Raw genomic sequence first — 17,350 nt, 5'->3', positions numbered from 1 at the left:
GGTCGGCCCTATACGTCATGGTTCTCGGGTGCGACGTCGATATCGTCGCGCACCGAGTCGAGTATGGCCTGAGCTTGTTCGTGCAGGTGACGATTGGTTGCCAGCGCACAACCACCCCAGGGCCCCGCCTCGCCATGCAGAGAGGTGAACCGTCCGCCGGCCTCTTCGACAATGGGTACCAATGCCGCCATGTCGTACACTTCCAGCTCGGGCTCCGCGGCAATGTCGACCGCCCTTCGGCCAGCAACATGTAGCTCCAGAAGTCACCGTAGGCCCGTGAACGCCAGCAACCCTGCACGAGCCGTAGGAAGGCGCGCAGCTGCCCGCGAGTCGCCCAGCCATTAAGCGAAGAATACGAGATTGACGCATCCGCAACACGAGAAACATCGGATACGTGGATCTGTTTCGCATTCGCCCAGCTGCGCCCGGTGAAAGCCCCCATGCCCTTGGCCGCCCACCAGCGACGTCCGAGCGCCGGGGCAGACACGATTCCGAGCGTGATCTCGCCGTCCTCTTCCAATGCGAGCAGGGTGGCCCATACGGGAACGCCGCGCACGAAGTTCTTCGTTCCATCGATGGGGTCGATAATCCAACGACGGGGTGCATGCGTGCGTGTTCCACCCTCCTCCTCTCCATATATCGCATCGCGGGAACGTGAATGCGTGAGCATGTCGCGGATAATCGCCTCGGCGGCACGATCTGCATCCGTTACCGGTGTGAGATCGGGCTTCGACTCCACCCGCAAGTCGGCAGCTTGAAACCGCTGCCGTGTGGTCTGGTCCACCCGGTCGATAATCGCCGAGGCAAAGGCCAAATCGTCTGAAAGCCTGGTCAAACCTGCCATTTACTTCCACTCTTCCTGTCCGCGCGAGGCGAGAAGCCGCCTGAAGGAGGCGACCCGCGTTCGGAGGCGCACGTCCTGCGTATCCGACAATGCACATTCGGGCGCGGCGGCGTCATGGGAGCATCCGCGCGGACAATTGCTCGTCAACTCCACAAGATCGGTAAAACCTCGTAAAACATCGTCCACCTTGACATGGCGAGGCCAAAGCTGCGTACGCCTGGCGTGTCAATAAGACGTCCCCCGTCCGGCAACGGGAGCGAAACCGCTGACGTCGAGGTGTGACGCCCCTTCCCGGTAACGTCGTTAACCGCGCCGGTTGTTCGGTTGGCGCCGGGAACCAGCGCATTAATCACGGTGGACTTTCCGACGCCAGAGTGGCCGACCAACACCGTTTCGTGCCCGGTCAATGCCTGCCGCAGCCGCTCCAGCTGCCCGTCGGCGTCATCCACGTCCGCCGTAGTAACGCCCACCTTGGCGTCATCTGCTGCATCTGCCTCATCGTCCGAACCTTGCCGCAGTCGGAGCACGAAGATATCCTGGCCCAGCGGCTCGTACAGGGCCTGCAACTCTGCCGGATCTGCCAGATCGGACTTTGTGAGAACCAGCAGAGGCGTCATACCGGCGTCATAGGCGGCCACCAGGCACCGATCAATCATTCCGGGCCGCGGGTCCGGCTGTGTCAGCGCAGTGACGATCGCCAGCTGATCGGCATTGGCGACGACGACTCGTTCGCGTCCCTCTCCTTCTTCCGGGGACCGACGCAACTCGGAGCTTCTCTCCTCGACACGCACAATGCGGGCCAGAGAATCCTTCCGTCCTGACACATCGCCATCGACCCTGACGCGATCACCAACCACGATAGCGCCCCGGCCAATTTCGCGGGCCTTAACCGCCGTCACTTCGGTGCCGTCACCCACCAGGAGCCGGTACCGTCCGCGATCTACGCCGGTCACCCGTGCTAGCGGTGCGGAAGAATAGTCCGGGCGTATCTTGGTGCGCGGGCGCGACCGGCGTCCGGGCCGCACATGCACTCGGGGTCATCCGTTCCAATATCACGCCTCACGGCTGTGCAACCTCATCACGCCCGTCTGGCAGTGGTACGGTTTCCGACGCATCGAAGTCATGGTTGAGAATCGAGTCCGGCAGGCCCGCTTCTATGCGCAACTCATCCGCAGCCATCCGCAGCCACATATCCGGGAATTGTGGCAGGGTTTTCGACGTCGTCGCAATATTCCGAATGGTGATACCCGGTACTCGTAAGCCGAGGATGGCCGCGAAGGTGGCCATACGATGATCGGCGTAGGTCTCCACTTCACCGCCGTGGAGAATCGCCGGCTCAATGATGAGGTCGTCGCCCTCCACATGGACCCGTCCGCCCAGGCGGTTCAATTCGGTGGTGATCGCGTGAAGCCGATCAGTTTCGTGCCCGCGCAATTGTCCGATGTTTCGCAGGACGGAGCGTCCGGGACAGAGCGCTGCGACTGCGGCCACCGTGGGAACCAGTTCGCCAACGTCGTGCATGTCCATATCCAGCGGTAGCAATTCTTCGGCGCGTGGTCCTTTGAGGGCAAGGCGGCCACCTACCACGTTGGCTTCCCCTCCCATGCGGGCGAAGATGTCACGTAGCGCCTCTCCCGGTTGCCGGGTGCTGCGCGGCCAACCGGGAATCTGTACAGTACCGCCGGTGACCATCGCGGCGGCGAGGAATGGACCCGCATTGGACAGGTCGGGCTCAACCTCCACGTTGCCCAAGTCGGGCACTCCCGGGCGAACAATCCAGCGAGTCGCCGGGTGCCCCTGACGCACGGGACCGGCGTCGTCGGGGAATGTGAATACCTCGATCCCGGCATCACGAAGCACTTCGACGGTCATCTCCAGATGTGGAGTGGACGGGATCGCCGTGCCGGTATGACGCAGTTCGAGGCCGCCGTCCATACGCGGGGCGGCAAGAAGCAGCGCGGAAATGAACTGCGAGGATGCTGACGCGTCGATGTCCAGTCTGCCACCGGCCACGTACCCGGTGCCGTGCACGGTCAGGGGAAGAGTGGCTTGGCCGTCTTCGCGTGTGGCGTGGCTGATATTCACTCCCAATGCGGTCAGTGCGCGGACAATGGGGCCCATCGGTCGACGGCGCGCCTGCTCATCACCGGTAATCAGCACATCGCCCTGAGCAAGTGCCGCCACCGTCGGCAGAAAACGCATGACCGTTCCCGCTAACCCCGCCCTGACCTGTGCGCCATGCAATGGTCCGGGGTACACGAAAAGCTCGTGATCGTAGAACTCGAGCCCCGTTCCCATGGATTCCAAGGCGCGAGCCATCAGGACGGTATCGCGTGCCACCAACGGTTCCCGGATGACGGAGGGTTGGTCACCCAGCGCGGCCAGCACGAGATAGCGGTTCGTCAGGGATTTCGAGCCGGGTACGCGTACCGCCGTCGTCAGCGGTTCGGGGTGAAGCGGGGCTGGCCACGGATCGGGGAACCGCTGCCTGGGATCGCTCATGATGGCCTCTTGGCAGCGGCTATTCTCTCGCGTGCCTCGGAACGCACGGCACGCAGCTCGGACCGATGTGCGCGTGCCGCCGCACGACGCCAGGACAACGACGGTTTGCCGTTGCGATCCATCGCGGCGAATAGCGTGCCGCCGATAAGGCCGGCAGCTGCGGCGAGTGAGGAGAGGTCCTCCTTGCGTTCCTCCGCGCGGTGCTGCCAGAAGGGATTATTCGCCAAGGCAATTGGCACCTGTGTGACGGCTAATGTACAAGCCGCCAGGCGCTGGGCCTTGCCCAGTGCCAGTGCGGTCCCGCACGCCACGTGAGCGAGCCCCAATACGCGGGTTGCCATATCGATGTGTTGGTCATCGAGTGTTATGCCGAGCTTCTCCGGCAACGGTGCGAAAACTGCGGCGCGCTCGCGGTGCTTGGAAGGGCGCAGCAGAGCGTCGGCGCCACTAATGACGTAGGGGCTGGCCAACAACGGGCGGGCAATAAGTCGCAGAATGCTCATATATCATTCCTACCGCAAAATGGCCCGCCGCGCAGGGGTCTAACGGCCGACGATACACACGGATTTTTCCTGAGCGCAAAGATTCACTACGGGAGGATGCTCTTAAGCACGTGCCGCAGTGCGTCGTGAACCCGTGCGCGCGGCGGGAATGCCGTGCGGGTTCGATGCGTTCCACGAACGATCTAGGTTATGTTGGGAACGATGGAAACACAGACGATACGCACCGCCCCCGGAGAAGACGCGGCAGCACGTGCTGAACGCTTCGAGCGTGAAGCGCTGCCCTTCCTCGACCAGCTCTACGGGCCGCGATGCGCTTAACGCGGAATCCGCAAGATGCCGAGGACCTGGTCCAGGAAACGTACGCGAAGGCCTTCGCCGCATTCCACCAGTACAAGCCTGGCACGAACCTGAAGGCCTGGCTGTATCGAATCCTGAACAATACCTTCATTTCAAACTACCGCAAGGCACAGCGGCAACCGCGTCAGGCCGACTCGCCGGAAGTAGAGGATTGGCAGGAGTACGCGGCGGCGTCGCACGCATCAAGTGGAATGCTCTCCGCAGAGGCCGAAGCCATCGAGAACCTTCCGGACTCGGAGATCCGCGAGGCGCTCGCCAAGCTTCCGGAAGATCGTCGGCTGGCGGTGTACCTGGCCGACGTGGAGGGATTCTCCTACCAAGAGATAGCGGAAATCATGGGGACGCCGATTGGAACCGTCATGTCTCGTCTACATCGCGGGCGACGTCAGCTGCGTGAGCTTCTCGCTGACTATGCGCGAGAGCTCGGATATGGGAAGGAAGAGAAGTAAGCATGTCAGATGCCATGCTCAATGGCGATGAATTTGCCACCCGAGTGGAAACCAGCGTGCGTGCCGACTCCGGTACGGGGGATGTTCCTGCTCCGAGGTAGCCGATCACATTTTCGAGCTTCTTGACTCGCAGATGCCCGCCGAACAGGCGGAGCGACTACAGCGCCACGCGGATAGCTGCCCCCACTGCAGCGCGCTGGCGGAAGCGGAAGCACACGTGCGCGAAATTGTGCGCCGTTCGTGCAGCGAGTCGGCGCCAGCCACGCTGCGGATGCGCATCACCAGCCAGATCGCGGTGTACCGTTCGGCCACGGAATAAGCCTCACTCCGAGAGACGGCACACTCCCAGCTGCGGCCCACATGGAGGGCACTCACGGGGAGTCGGGCCACAGATGTACCGCCGTCTGGCGCGGACCGTGGTCCGGCCTCGTAGGCACCACCAGACCTTGGCCGTGCTTCCTCGGTGTTCAGCAACTGGCATGCGCTTGGTTCTGAGTAACATGCACGTCCTCGGGCTTCAGTAGCGTATGGCGTCAATCGGCCGCACTCGGACGGCAGCAAGAGCGGGAATAATGCCGCATAGCGCGCCTATCCCGGTGGAGATGGCAATCCCAGCCAAAGCCGCAGAAACCGGGAAAGCCGGAACATCCTGAAGCTCAATGTCCATACTTTCCAGTGGCATAACGCGGATCGCAACTATGGCGAGCATGACGCCGATGACACCGGCCACAAAGGTGGCCACCACTGATTCCATGAAGACTGCGAAGAATATCCTTTTGGCGGACGCCCCCAGCGCGCGCCGGATTCCGATCTCCCGGATTCGCTGCCGGACGGTTACGATCGCAACATTGAGCAGGCCAAGTGCGCCTAGCAAAATCACTACTGCTCCGATGGCCATAACGATGTTGCGGGTACCTGCACTGTTATCGTCGCTGCCAAACATGGCATCGCCATCATCCCAGATCTCATCGCCCCAAACAGTCAGGTCCCATCCCGGACCGAGGATGGCGGTCAAAGCGCTCTGTATGTCCTCGTGTGCTTGACTGGTTTGTTCGGGATCAGTCCAGACCAGCATCTCCTTACCGTCGAAGCCGATCACGTTGCCGGACGAGTTTTCTTGCGTGAGCATCCATGCATCGTAGGGCACGTACATGGTGGCCATATCGTATCGGTGGGACTGAACGACCCCAACGACGCGAAAACGATCACCGGAGTCATTGCCTGCGGTGATGATCATGGGGTCCGCGATATTCGGTTGGCCGAAGTATTCCCACATTCGTGTGTTGATCACAATCGGGGTGACACGTTGATCAGCGTCGCGCGTCTGCAACCAGCGGCCTTCCACGACGCGCAGTCGGTAGATGGTCGCGTATGCCGGATCCACCGCTAGGACTTGGGGTTGATCATAACCGTATTTGGGTTGCGGTACGGCCTGCCCCGGTACATTCCGGTGGTTTCCAGTTCTTTGATCTCTTTAATCGGAAGGGATGATTGTGCCCGGCGGCTCCAATACGGCAGCTTGAAACGTTCGGCCACAGTCTTCATTGCGTTACCTACCGGATCGTTTATGATGCCGGTATCTTCCGCCGCCCAACCGCTGCCGGAGGAGTCGGCGTCGTTGCCACTTGAACCGGCATCCATACCGGACTTCGAAGGACCGGAGATAACATACTCACCGGAGCTCTCATCATCAGAGGACTTCGAAATCGAGAAAGTGAGCGTAGTTGTGCGGCCCTGTGACGCTTCGATCATTTCACGGTTTGATTGGACAATCAGAGCTCCCAAAGCCATGACGGTTGACATGGCTGCCACTGCTGCGACGACACCGATCAGAGACAGAACAACACGAGCACGTTGTACCTTTACTTCGCCCCACGCCTCGATGAGAGGCGCTATTAGCGCCGTAATCCAGCGCATTATCCATCTCCTTCCAGTGGGTGGAGAACTCCCTGTGCGAGTTCGTAACGGCTGTCGGCAGCACGAGCGATATCCATATCGTGAGTGATGATGATCAGCGCGGCACTGTTCTCGGCGGCAACTCTCTGCAGTAGCTCAATCACGGTGCGCCCAGTCTCCGGGTCAAGAGCACCGGTGGGCTCATCTGCCAGGATGATCTGTGGTTCGCGTATCAATGCGCGGGCGATGGCGATGCGCTGTTGCTCGCCACCGGACATTTGTGCGGGCGAAGAGTGTAACCGGTCGCCTAGGCCCACCCGGTCAAGCATCTCCGCTGCGATCTGGTTACGCCGCCAGAAACGTAGGCCCCGCTCGTACAGGAGTGGGACTGCGACGTTCTCTAGTGCCGTCCGTGTATTGAAGATATTGAACTGTTGGAAAACGAAGCCGACCGTGTTCCCCCGCATGGCGGCGCGTCGGCCCTCCCCAAGTGTGAGAACGTCGCGTCCGTTGACGTGGTAGGTGCCTGAGTCTGGCAGGTCCAGCATGCCGATAATGTTGAGCAGTGTCGTTTTCCCGGTGCCGGACCGTCCGACGATGCTGACATTTTCTCTTGCCTCAACCCGAAGATTGATTCCACGCAGGATATGGAGGTCGTCTTCGTCGGGAATGGGTACCGCTCTGGTTATGTCTTGCAATTCGATTAGCGGCACGTCAGCAGCCCTCACCTGTCATAGGGTCGCAGGTATCCTCCGTTGTTTGTCCCGGAATGTATTCAAGGACTTCCTGTTCCTCGGTGACACCCTCGATGATCTGTACGACGTTGCCGTCGGTGATACCCAGTTTGACGGGGACCTTTTCGGGATTAACCGGGTCATCGGTTGGTACGTACACGTAACCGGTTTGGTAGCGTCCCTCAACCGCAGTTACCGGTAGTACGAGCACGTCCGCCGCTTCGCCTCCGACAATCTCCATGGTGACCTGTAATCCAGCGAATACCTTCTGATCGGCAGGAATGGCGCATCGGGCCCGAAGCGAGGTGGAGGAGCCAGCAGAGTTGTTGTCGTCATCAGATGACTTGTTGGTAGCACTGCTTGTAGTGCCTGCGGTGAGCCCTTCGCAGGTGAACGGGGCGGGGCCATTCTTGATGGTGATCTGGGCGGTCTCGGGGAAATTATCGATTCGGTACATCTGATCGGGAGTCAAAGAAGCAACTGCGCTGAAACTCGAGGGTTGCACCGAGCCGACGGAATCACCGATGGCGAACTGCTGACCGATAAGCGCATCGAGTTTCAAGGTGCCATCGGCAGGCGCGGTGACATTGGCATAGTGTTTGGTTGCCTGTCCGGGTGTGACGACGGTATTGCCGTCCTCGTCTGTGGTGGTTACATCCTCACCGGGAACTTCGTACTCGATCTGCAGAATCCGTTGCCCGGCTACTACCGGGGCGCCGTCTTCCACGAAAAGATAGTTGACCTTGCCTTCAGTTGTGGCTTTCACAGGCGTGGCCGCATCAGGTTCAATGGTTCCTTCTAGGGAAATCGTGTTGGTGATCGAACTCGGGTAGGGGGTGATTGTCATTTGGCCAAAGGTAGCGTGCGGGTCAGGTTGTGCAGAAGCATCTTCTGAGGACGACGGGAAGAACGCTATCTTTACCAAGGCGCCAGCAATAACCACCCAAACAAGGATCTTGAGGCTGGTGGCGACTGTGGCCCAGCGGAAACGGCGAACTGCCATGTTGGTCTCCTGTCAGCGTTGGTAACGGAACTGCCTGGACAGTTACATGGTAATTGATCGGCGCTTCAAAGGCCAGTCCTATTCATGGACTGGTTGGTGGAGGACGGGCAGGTGGTGGGCTTCGCATGTGTTGGCCCGCTACCTGATGACCGCGTGTTCGCCTATGGTCCGGTTCGCACCTCTGAATGACATCTGCCCGTGGTGCTGCTACGATGAAACATCGTCGCGTGCCGAACCTGCGGCACCTGAGCGAGGAGGAACAAGATGAGCAAGCGCGGTCGTAAGCGCCGCTCTCGTGCGGGTAAGGCTGCCAACCACGGCAAGCGGCCCAATGCCTAATCGGAGCGAGTAATGCCAACGGGCTCGGATTCTGATCCGAGCCCGCCATTTTGTGGTCTCGCGGGGTGTTGCTCCACGTCCCACGTTGTCTCTCAACGCGGATTGTCTCCCAACGCGGATCCCACCCGCCTAGCGTCGCCTTGTGATTTCACACGGACGCGTCGCTGGATTTCAGGGTGTTTCGTCTCGTCCATCGTGCACACTACACTCCTCGGGGGTTATAAGGACGGCCAGCATCAAAGCGAGGGCGACGGGGGAGTTCGCTTGGAGTTCTGTTGAGGGCGATGCGGAACCGCGTTGCGAGTTGGGCGCGCCAGGTGCGCCCCCACGGGCGGGTAGAGCTCTTTCGGGTGGCGGATACTGTGGTGCACGAGCTGGCGGAGTCGCATTCCCTAGCGTGAAGTGATAGGCCGGGGAAGTGGCAAGGTTTAGGAGGCAGGTGCTGCTTTGACGCCGAGCCACTGGTTCCAGCCGTTGTGAAGCACAAGCCAGGCAATGAGTCCGTACCCGGCTTGTCCCGGGTGATACCCGCCCGAGAGAGTGAGATCCGTATTCCAGTTTTCATGGGTGACAAGGGGTGAGAAGGTCTCAACAAAGACCGTGTTGCGACGTTCGCAGACATCCCGGTAGGCCCGCGTGAGATCGGCCTGGATCTTCTCCGGAAAATCGCGCCGAGGTGGTGGCCGACGACGAAGGGCTTGAGATGCATGCGCTCGGCCGAATCAAGGAGGTTGGCCAAATGAAGCCGTGCCCGGGCAAGGGTTTGACCGGTGTCGAGATCGTGCGAGCCGAGGCCGACGACCAGTCTGCACTGTGTCTCGGGATCGATCCGCCTCCCACCTCCTCTTCCCAACGGGTGGCGAGGTGGGCGCTGTCCTCACCGGGGACAGCCAGGGTCATCGCGAGTATTGGCGGATCGTTTGCGGTGCGTGCCATGACTCGCCCCGTCCATCCCAGCGCACGGGCATCGCCAAGGCCGGCTACCAGCTCGTCGCCGATGAAAAGAACGCGAATCGGATTAGTCACACTTCTACTTTGGCAGAAATATGCGGTCCAGGCATCTCCGCGCGCCGGATGAGGGGATTCCTGTGGCCGACTGACGCGACGGTACGTGAAAGAGTCCGTGATGCTTGAGAAGCGGCGAGAACAGATACTCGCCTGCCGGTATGAACAGCTGCTGCGCCCTTTCGTGATGGGTATGTGGGTGCGCGTGCGTGCAGTTTTCAGAGTTGGATTTTTCACACCGGCGGCTTTCGTTCGTCATGAACGGGGTAAAACACCTAGTCCGCGGCGTATTTCGGCGGTTTGAGGCGGGAATGATGAGAGCTAGGTCGATCACACCGGCTGGCTAGTGCCGACCGGGTTCGTTATCATTTTGTGATAGTTGGCCGCGCACGCGGCGGTGTATTTCAACATGAAGGAATGGCAAGTGGGTAAGCACGCGGCTGGGCGCGCGACCGAAGAGGTTGCTGCAGTTCCGGTGAGTGCACGTCCGCGCCGAGCGGATCTGCGCGAGCAGGAACTGCCTCGTCGCCGTCGCGATATCCGATTGTCTCGCCAGGCCGAGGAGGCCGCTGCGCGCAGAAAAGCCGCGCGTCGCGCCCAGGAGGCCGCCCTCGCCGCCGCACAGATTCAAAAGCTGGCCGAGGATCTTGATGCGCCGGTAGCTGTCAGGCGGCGTCGGACAGCTAGGATCGCGCAGGAGGCCGCAGCCGCCCGGGCAGCGCAATCCGCTTCTGTCACCCAGCCTACTTCTGAACGGGCGCGTCCATCTGTACCGGAGGCTGTCTCGCCCAAGCGTGACACCACCGCCGTCGTCGCTGCACTCACCACGGGGCTAGCGGAGGTTGCACAGACTATTGAGGCCGCTGAAGCGGCTGACACTGCCATCAACACCTTGGAATCCAGTGGCGTGGCCGCAGATGATCGTGGTGATAGCGCTGCCGGGCATGATGAGGTTGCACCGCGGCGGATAAGCCGGGCGGAACGGCGACGGCAGGAGCGGCTGCAGGCAGCGGGCGCGCAGAAGGCTGATGATGCGATCCGCAACGACGGCACGGATTCGGACGAGTGCACCACTGAGCAACCGGCTACAGCCTCCGCATCGCGCGATTCGGCCGTTGTAGATGAGCAGCAGGTGATCGCCAGAGAGACCAGCAGTCAACCGGGCGAAGCGGCCGACGCCCGTCTGGGCGCTGTCGCAGCGCCGATTGACGTCGTCACCGAGCTGATCGATTCGTCCGACGCCCGGGCCGAGCAAGGCGAAGATACCGATACATTGGCCCTCGGCGAGAGCGGCCAAAGCGTAACTGCTGCGGCGCAGGCGCATGATGATCAAGTCCTGGCCGCCTCCGATGCTGAGATGGCGGAGAGCGGCGAGGCAAGTCCTGATCTTACTGAGCTGGACCAATCGGCCGATTCGCACCTCGAAGTCGATGATGCCTGGCTCGAGTCCGGCGGCAGCCATTTTGAAGCTGAGGCCCCGCGCATTGCGCGCGAAGTCGGCGCTGAACCGACTGAGTTCGAGGCCGATGCCGTTCCGGTAGACGACGACGCTCCGGCCGACGGCGCTCCGGTCCATCCCACCGAAATCGAAGCGACTGAAGTCCTATCGCGTAGCGAACTGACAAGTGTTGTCGGAGAGGGCGTTCGGCTCTCTCGGGTGGAACGCCGTCGCCGTGAGCGCGGGGCACAGCCCGCTGTGCCCGTGGTTCTCGTCTCCCCGGAGCGCAAGCGCCCCTCCCGCAATCGGATGTTGCAAGGCGTTGTGGTAGGTACGCTGGCAGTCACCGGAATTGCCCTGCCGGTGATGGGATTCGGCACTTCGGGCGGACCTGCCGCCCAGGCGGCGCAGGCATATACCAACTCTCTGGTGGGAGGCTCCACCGCTCAGGCAACCACGCCGCAGGCCCTCACCGGCAGTGATACCGCCGCCGCGCGCAGCGCGACCAACTCCGCCAGCGAGCAGGCTCGCTCCAATGCCGCCTCGTCCGCGTGCGTCGCCGAGGGCGCGCAAGGTGTGCGTGCCGCCTTCGTAGACTCTTCGAATTACATTGTTATGCCACTGGAGAACGGGGTTTACCGGCTCTCGTCGGCGTTCGGCTACCGCGTTGACCCGATTTACGGCGACTACTCACTGCACGCTGGCCAGGACATGGCGGCCCCGCTCAACACGCCCATTTTCGCCATTGCCGATGGAACCGTTACTCACGCCGGCAAGGGAATCGAGGGCCGTTCGAATAACCTGATCATTATCAAGCACGAGATAAACGGCGAGATCTTCTACTCGTGGTACGTCCATATGTACGACGACGGCGTGCACGTTAAGGAAGGCGATAGGGTCACCGCAGGTCAGCAGATCGGCAAGGTCGGCTCTAATGGAAATTCCACCGGCCCCCATCTGCATCTGGAGATTCACGACGCCGATGATGAGCTACGGGATCCGTTGGAGTTCTTGAGTGAGCATGGCGCCGTATATATCTCGGAGCTGTGCGACTAGAACGATGGCATATATGCGCATCGATCATATGATGTCGGGAGGCAGATGCGCGTGAAGCAGAGGATCTACCGGCCTGACGGCATCCCCCTCATCCTCGCCCACCGCGGCGGCGCCAACGAGCATCCGGAGAACTCCGCACAAGCCTTTGAGGCGGCGCGCGCAGCCGGTTTTCGGCACATCGAGACCGACGCGCACGTTACTCGCGACGACGTCGCCGTCCTCTGCCACGATCCCGAACTTGATCGCACAGCGGGTGGTTCGGGCGAAATATCCGCCTACAGGTGGAACGAACTCTCACGCCTCCGTGACGCTTCCGGGGGCAGGATGATGCGGGTGGATGAGGTCCTGGACACGTTTCCGGAGATGATCTTCAATATCGACGCGAAAACTGATGCGGTGACTGATCCCCTGATCAGCGCCATTCGGAGAACGGGAGCTGAGGCTCGGGTATGCCTTGCCAGTTTCAACGAGCGGCGTTTGAAGCGCATACGCCGCGCGTTGCCGCAGGTTGCGACGTCGCTCGGAGTGGGGCAGATCGCGAGGTACGTGGGAGTGGCGCATCTTCCTGCGGCGCTAAGACGGCAGTTCGTGCGTTTTCTCACAGGACCGCAGCAGGGTGTGCAGGCGGCGCAGGTTCCGCTGCACTACCGCGGCGTAGCCGTGTTAACTCCCGCGCTGGTGGAAACGGCTCATACCCGAGGTGTTGCGGTGCATGCGTGGACGATCAATGACATCGACACGGCCGCCCGACTCTTGAGCTATGGCGTGGACGGCATCATCACGGATGAGCCGAGCGCAATGCGCGACCAACTCGCCGCCAGGGGAATCACGGTCGAACTGTAGGGCGGCAGCTGCCCGGTCAATAGGAACGGGAAGGCTCTCGGTGCGGGGAGGAACAGGGTCAGGGCAAAGGCCAGAAATGTCACGTGCCGGGGCATTGTTGAATGCCCCGGCACCGTCGTGCCCCAGACAGGATTCGAACCTGCGGCCTTTTGCTCCGGAGGCAAACGCTCTATCCCCTGAGCTACTGGGGCCCGGCCCACTACTTTAGCAGCTTTATGGGTCCGCGGGCGATTCTGGTTTCGTTTCGGCCTCTCGCCGCGAACCACGTACACTCTGTATCGTGACTCCAGAAGACCTCAGCGAGCTCATTGCCGCATTGCTATCCTCCGCCCGCACCGAAGGCGTCCTTATGATCGAGGGTGAACTTCCTGATGTGAAGGTCGAAAGGCCGCGACAGCGTGAGCACGGCGACTGGGCCACGAATATCGCCATGCAGATCGCCCGGCGTGCGGGGATGAAGCCGCAGGAGCTCGCGGCGCTGCTGGCTGAGCGCCTGGCGGAGCACGAGGGCATCGCTGCGGCCGAGGTCGCCGGACCGGGATTCCTCAACATTCGCCTGTCTGCGGGTGCCGCGGGGCAACTGGCACGGACCATCGTGACCGCGGGTGGCGACTACGGGCGCTCGTCGTCGGTGGATGATCAGCACGTCAATCTGGAGTACGTATCAGCCAATCCGACCGGTCCCATCCATATCGGCGGTGCCCGCTGGGCCGCCGTCGGTGACGCGCTGGCGCGAATTCTCGCTTTCACCGGTGCCAAGGTGACCCGCGAGTATTATTTCAACGATCATGGCAACCAGATTGACCACTTCTCGGCATCGCTTCTTGCGCGTGCGCAAGGGCGGGAGATTCCGGCTGATGGTTATGGTGGCAGTTACATTGAAGAGATTGCCGACGCCGTGATTGCGCAGTGCGTGCAGGCCGGCGAGGCGGATCCGCGCCAGCTGCCCGACGATGAGGCACAAGAAGTCTTCCGTGCTCGCGGCGTCGAACTGATGTTTGTGGAGATCAAGAAGTCGCTGCACGAGTTCCGCTCCGATTTCGACGTGTTCTTCCATGAACAGTCCCTGCATGAATCGGGCGCTGTTGACTCCGCTATTGCACGCCTACGCGCGCGAGGCGTGATCTTCGAGACGGAGGGTGCCCTGTGGCTGCGCACCACCGATTTCGGGGACGACAAGGACCGTGTCATTATCAAGTCCGATGGCGAGGCAGCGTATTTCGCCGCCGACCTCGCCTACTACTTGGACAAACGGGAACGTGGAGCCGACCAGTGCGTGTACATGCTGGGGGCGGACCATCACGGCTATATCGGCCGCATGTACGCCATGGCGCGCGCGTTCGGTGACGAGGCGGGGCCGGGCAAGAATATGGAGATCCTGATCGGCCAGCTGGTGAATCTGGTGCGCGACGGCGAGCCGGTGCGCATGTCGAAACGCGCCGGTACAGTGGTCACTCTGGAGGATCTGGTAGATGCCGTGGGCGTGGATGCGGCGCGCTACTCGCTCGTGCGGGCGTCGGTTGATACCACCCTGGAACTGGATCTGGATCTCGTTGCCTCCCATACGAACGAGAATCCGGTGTATTACGTGCAGTATGCACATGCCCGGACCTGCTCTGTCGCCCGCAATGCCGCTGCGCACGGGGTGCGGCGCGAGGATGGATTCGCCCCGCAACAACTGGAATCGGCCGATTCCGAGTTGTTGGGCACCCTGGCTCGATTCCCGGATATCGTTGCCCAGGCGGCGAAGCTCCGTGAGCCACACCGTGTGGCTCGTTATCTTGAGGAACTGGCCGGGGCTTATCACACCTGGTATGGCAAGGCTCGCGTCACACCGCGAGGTGATGAACAGGTCACAGATTTGCACCGCACCCGCCTGTGGGTCAACGACGCCACTCGTCAGGTCCTGTGCAACGGTTTGGAATTGCTCGGTGTGAGTGCACCCGAGAAGATGTAAGAAGGTGGTTGAGTGATATGTCCACTCGTCTAGAAAACCTCGCTGCTCCTGAGCCGGATGGGTCTGCTGCAGGCATTTGGCCGACGACGGCGCAGCGGCTGCCTAGCGGCGAACTCGCCATTGGTGGAGTATCCACGGCGCGGTTGGCGCGCGAGTTCGGTACACCGCTGTACGTCGTGGACGAAGAAGACATGCGGCGGCGTGCTCGCGCATGGAAAGAGGCGATGGATCAGGCCTTCGCCGATCTGGCCGGTGGGAATGCCTTCTATGCCGGAAAGGCGTTTCTCTGCGGCGCGGTTGCGCGCTGGATGGCCGACGAGGGCCTTTTTATCGACACCTGTTCGGAGGCTGAACTCCGCACCGCGTTGGCCGTGGGGATCCCGGGCGAACGAATCGGTTTGCACGGGAACAATAAGTCGCGCGCCGAGATCGAGCTGGCCTTGGACGCCGCGGTCGCGCATCTGGTGGTGGACTCCTTGGCCGAGCTGGCTCAGGTGGAGGCCATTGCCGCTGAGCGCGGCACCACCGCCAAGGTGATGTTGCGCGTCACCACCGGTGTCCATGCCGGCGGGCATGAGTACATCGCCACGGCACACGAGGATCAGAAGTTCGGCCTGTCCATCGCGTCGGGGGCGGCGCGCAGAGCAATTGAGGAGACCCTGGCTGCTGATCATTTGCGCCTGATCGGTTTGCACTCGCATATCGGATCGCAGATTCTCTCGCGCGAGGCGTTTACGACGGCGGCACGCGCCGTTTTGGCGCTGCGAGCGACGGCAGTGCGTGAACTGGGGTGTGCGATACCGGAAATTGATTTCGGCGGCGGGTACGCGGTCCGCTATACCGTGCTGGACGATGTACCTCCGGCGGTCTTTGACTATGCGGAGGCGCTGGCAGCCACGGTGCGCGCAGACGCCGCGGCGACAGGTATCCCCGCACCGCTGGTTTCCGTGGAGCCGGGCCGTTCAATTGCGGCGCCCGCAGGAATAACTCTGTACACGGTGGGAACAATCAAGTCGGTGGCATTGGAGAACGGCACACGCCGTTACGTGAGCGTGGACGGCGGCATGAGTGACAATATTCGGCCCGCGCTCTATGGGGCGGACTATACGGCGACGTTGGCATCACGGGTTCCCGCCGCCGACGGCGTGCGAACCCGCGTGGTCGGGAAGCACTGCGAGAGTGGTGACATCGTGGTGCATGATGTCTCCCTGTCGGCGGACCTCGGGCCGGGTGACTTAGTGGCCGTTCCCGTAACCGGGGCATACGGGCGCTCCATGGCATCGAATTACAATTTGTTGCCGCGACCGGGCGTTGTCGCTGTGCGTGACGGCGAGGCGCGATGGGTGCTGCGTCCCGAGTCGATTTCTGACTTACTGGAGTTGGACGTGGAGGCATCCGGAGCGTAGGCGCCCGCAAGCCGCAATAGGGCGTAGACGGGGCTCGATGGTCCGTGGCTGCATTCGCCTATGCCGCGCAAAGAGTGGGCGGGAGAAGTCCGACGAAGTGACTTCTCCCGCCCAGGTATAGGATGGTCGGCGGCTGGGGTGGGTGGTTGGTGGCATGCCCTCAGCGGGCAGTGTGCCCCGTCTCAGAGGGGAGAAAAGACGCGCACCGGCACTGCCCGGCGTCCGCCGTCGTGGCCTCCTACTGCCCGAAACTCCAGCGGTGAATGGCCGCCAACACGGGGCGGAGCTCATCTACCGGCACCTGCCCGGGCGCGGAGGCGCGGCCCACCATGCCGAAGGTGGCAGTGGAACCGAAGATTTCGCCTGCGGCACGGGAAAGAACGCCCGTTTGACCCATGGACATGGTGATAAGAGGACGGTCGATACGTTTCGTGGCCTCCCACGTTCCCCGCAGGAGGGTCAGCAGATCACCCGCGTCATGCGGCATGCAAGCCAGCTTGGGGATATCCGCACCGGCTTCGTCCATTGCGACGAGGCGGTCGACTATCTCTTCCACCGGGGGAGTGGTATCGAAGTTGTGGAAGGAAGCAACGACGGCGACGTCGGCGGCGTGTGCGTTGTCAATAATTGTGCGTGCGATTTCGTCGCCGCGGAACAGCTCAACATCCACGGCGGCGACGTTGCCGCCCGCGGCGAGATCGCTGAGAAGAGCGACATAGTCTTGCGAGGAGATAGGTTTCTCTCCGCCCTCGTCGGCGGTGCGAAACGTGGCGAGAACCGGACGGTCGGTGTGCTCGGCGAGCACTGCCGCTGCCTCGCGGCAGGCCGCGAGGTCTGGAGCCGCCTGCAGGAAGTCAATACGCCACTCCAGGATGTCGTAGTCCTCGTTTGCCAGTGCATCTACCTGGGCGACGAGTTCATCGATGGTGGCGGGGGTGATCGGGACCAGGACCTTTGCCGGTCCTTCACCGAGCACCACATCCTTCAAACGTACGGTACGCATAGTAACTTCTTTCTG

13 protein-coding genes, 1 tRNA gene and 3 pseudogenes are annotated in these 17,350 nt (G+C 61.7%); 5 read left to right on the top strand and 12 right to left on the bottom strand.

Annotated features, from left to right (window positions below; all coding sequences use genetic code 11):
• Positions 1-8: 8 nt before the first annotated feature.
• From hisN to DDD63_RS09350, 4 genes and pseudogenes are all read right to left on the bottom strand, one after another.
• Positions 9-844, bottom strand: a pseudogene (gene hisN / locus DDD63_RS09365) (histidinol-phosphatase).
• Positions 845-1,907, bottom strand: a pseudogene (gene rsgA, locus DDD63_RS09360) (ribosome small subunit-dependent GTPase A).
• Complete coding sequence (gene aroA, locus DDD63_RS09355) at positions 1,904-3,346, bottom strand: 3-phosphoshikimate 1-carboxyvinyltransferase (protein ID WP_108716139.1); 1,443 nt, start codon at positions 3,344-3,346, stop codon at positions 1,904-1,906. Before aroA ends, rsgA begins: the two are co-directional and overlap by 4 nt.
• Positions 3,343-3,849, bottom strand: a complete 507-nt coding sequence (locus DDD63_RS09350) for a DoxX family membrane protein (RefSeq protein WP_108716138.1) — start codon at positions 3,847-3,849, stop codon at positions 3,343-3,345. The genes aroA and DDD63_RS09350 overlap by 4 nt, the downstream gene beginning before the upstream one ends.
• Before the next feature lie 201 nt (positions 3,850-4,050).
• On the opposite strand from DDD63_RS09350, the pseudogene DDD63_RS09345 reads away from it, so the two are divergent.
• Positions 4,051-4,655 (top strand): annotated as a pseudogene (locus tag DDD63_RS09345) (sigma-70 family RNA polymerase sigma factor).
• A gap of 517 nt (positions 4,656-5,172) precedes the next feature.
• Here the strand turns inward: DDD63_RS09345 and DDD63_RS12970 are convergent.
• The 6 genes from DDD63_RS12970 to DDD63_RS09320 form a co-directional block, all read right to left on the bottom strand.
• A complete protein-coding gene (locus tag DDD63_RS12970; RefSeq protein ID WP_240611246.1) occupies positions 5,173-6,039 on the bottom strand; it encodes an FtsX-like permease family protein in 867 nt (288 codons plus the stop codon).
• Positions 6,040-6,041: 2 nt separating this feature from the next.
• Entirely contained in the window at positions 6,042-6,572 is a 531-nt protein-coding gene (locus DDD63_RS12965) for a hypothetical protein (protein WP_240611245.1), read from the bottom strand.
• The gene (locus DDD63_RS09330) at positions 6,572-7,264 is read right to left on the bottom strand and encodes an ABC transporter ATP-binding protein (protein WP_108716136.1); all 693 of its coding nucleotides are present in this window, start codon (positions 7,262-7,264) and stop codon (positions 6,572-6,574) included. The genes DDD63_RS12965 and DDD63_RS09330 overlap by 1 nt, the downstream gene beginning before the upstream one ends.
• A gap of 1 nt (position 7,265) precedes the next feature.
• Positions 7,266-8,288, bottom strand: a complete 1,023-nt coding sequence (locus DDD63_RS09325) for an efflux RND transporter periplasmic adaptor subunit (RefSeq protein ID WP_108716135.1) — start codon at positions 8,286-8,288, stop codon at positions 7,266-7,268.
• A 767-nt stretch (positions 8,289-9,055) separates the two neighbouring features.
• Positions 9,056-9,280 (bottom strand): hypothetical protein, encoded by a 225-nt coding sequence (locus DDD63_RS13400; RefSeq protein WP_346426249.1) that lies wholly within the window; start codon positions 9,278-9,280, stop codon positions 9,056-9,058.
• Positions 9,216-9,653, bottom strand: a complete 438-nt coding sequence (locus tag DDD63_RS09320; protein WP_346426210.1) for a hypothetical protein — start codon at positions 9,651-9,653, stop codon at positions 9,216-9,218. Before DDD63_RS09320 ends, DDD63_RS13400 begins: the two co-directional genes overlap by 65 nt.
• A 403-nt stretch (positions 9,654-10,056) precedes the next feature.
• On the opposite strand from DDD63_RS09320, the gene DDD63_RS09310 reads away from it, so the two are divergent.
• Both DDD63_RS09310 and DDD63_RS09305 read left to right on the top strand, forming a co-directional pair.
• On the top strand, positions 10,057-12,126 hold the full coding sequence (locus DDD63_RS09310) for a M23 family metallopeptidase (RefSeq protein ID WP_164505515.1): 2,070 nt from the start codon (positions 10,057-10,059) through the stop codon (positions 12,124-12,126).
• A 51-nt stretch (positions 12,127-12,177) separates the two neighbouring features.
• Positions 12,178-12,969 (top strand): glycerophosphodiester phosphodiesterase family protein, encoded by a 792-nt coding sequence (locus tag DDD63_RS09305; protein WP_240611244.1) that lies wholly within the window; start codon positions 12,178-12,180, stop codon positions 12,967-12,969.
• A 118-nt stretch (positions 12,970-13,087) separates the two neighbouring features.
• Here the strand turns inward: DDD63_RS09305 and DDD63_RS09300 are convergent.
• Positions 13,088-13,160: transfer RNA gene (locus tag DDD63_RS09300), tRNA-Arg, on the bottom strand.
• A gap of 89 nt (positions 13,161-13,249) precedes the next feature.
• Here DDD63_RS09300 and argS point away from each other — a divergent pair.
• Both argS and lysA read left to right on the top strand, forming a co-directional pair.
• Entirely contained in the window at positions 13,250-14,926 is a 1,677-nt protein-coding gene (argS, locus tag DDD63_RS09295) for an arginine--tRNA ligase (RefSeq protein ID WP_205647238.1), read from the top strand.
• A 17-nt stretch (positions 14,927-14,943) separates the two neighbouring features.
• Entirely contained in the window at positions 14,944-16,332 is a 1,389-nt protein-coding gene (gene lysA / locus DDD63_RS09290; protein WP_108716130.1) for a diaminopimelate decarboxylase, read from the top strand.
• 238 nt (positions 16,333-16,570) lie between these two features.
• Here lysA and aroD read toward each other — a convergent pair whose 3' ends face one another.
• The gene (aroD, locus tag DDD63_RS09285) at positions 16,571-17,335 is read right to left on the bottom strand and encodes a type I 3-dehydroquinate dehydratase (RefSeq protein WP_108716129.1); all 765 of its coding nucleotides are present in this window, start codon (positions 17,333-17,335) and stop codon (positions 16,571-16,573) included.
• Positions 17,336-17,350 lie beyond the last annotated feature (15 nt).

This window comes from Actinobaculum sp. 313 (genome assembly GCF_003073475.1).
Classification (GTDB): domain Bacteria; phylum Actinomycetota; class Actinomycetes; order Actinomycetales; family Actinomycetaceae; genus Asp313.
Note: the sequence above shows the minus strand (reverse complement) of the source record. Positions and strands in the feature narration are given on the sequence as shown.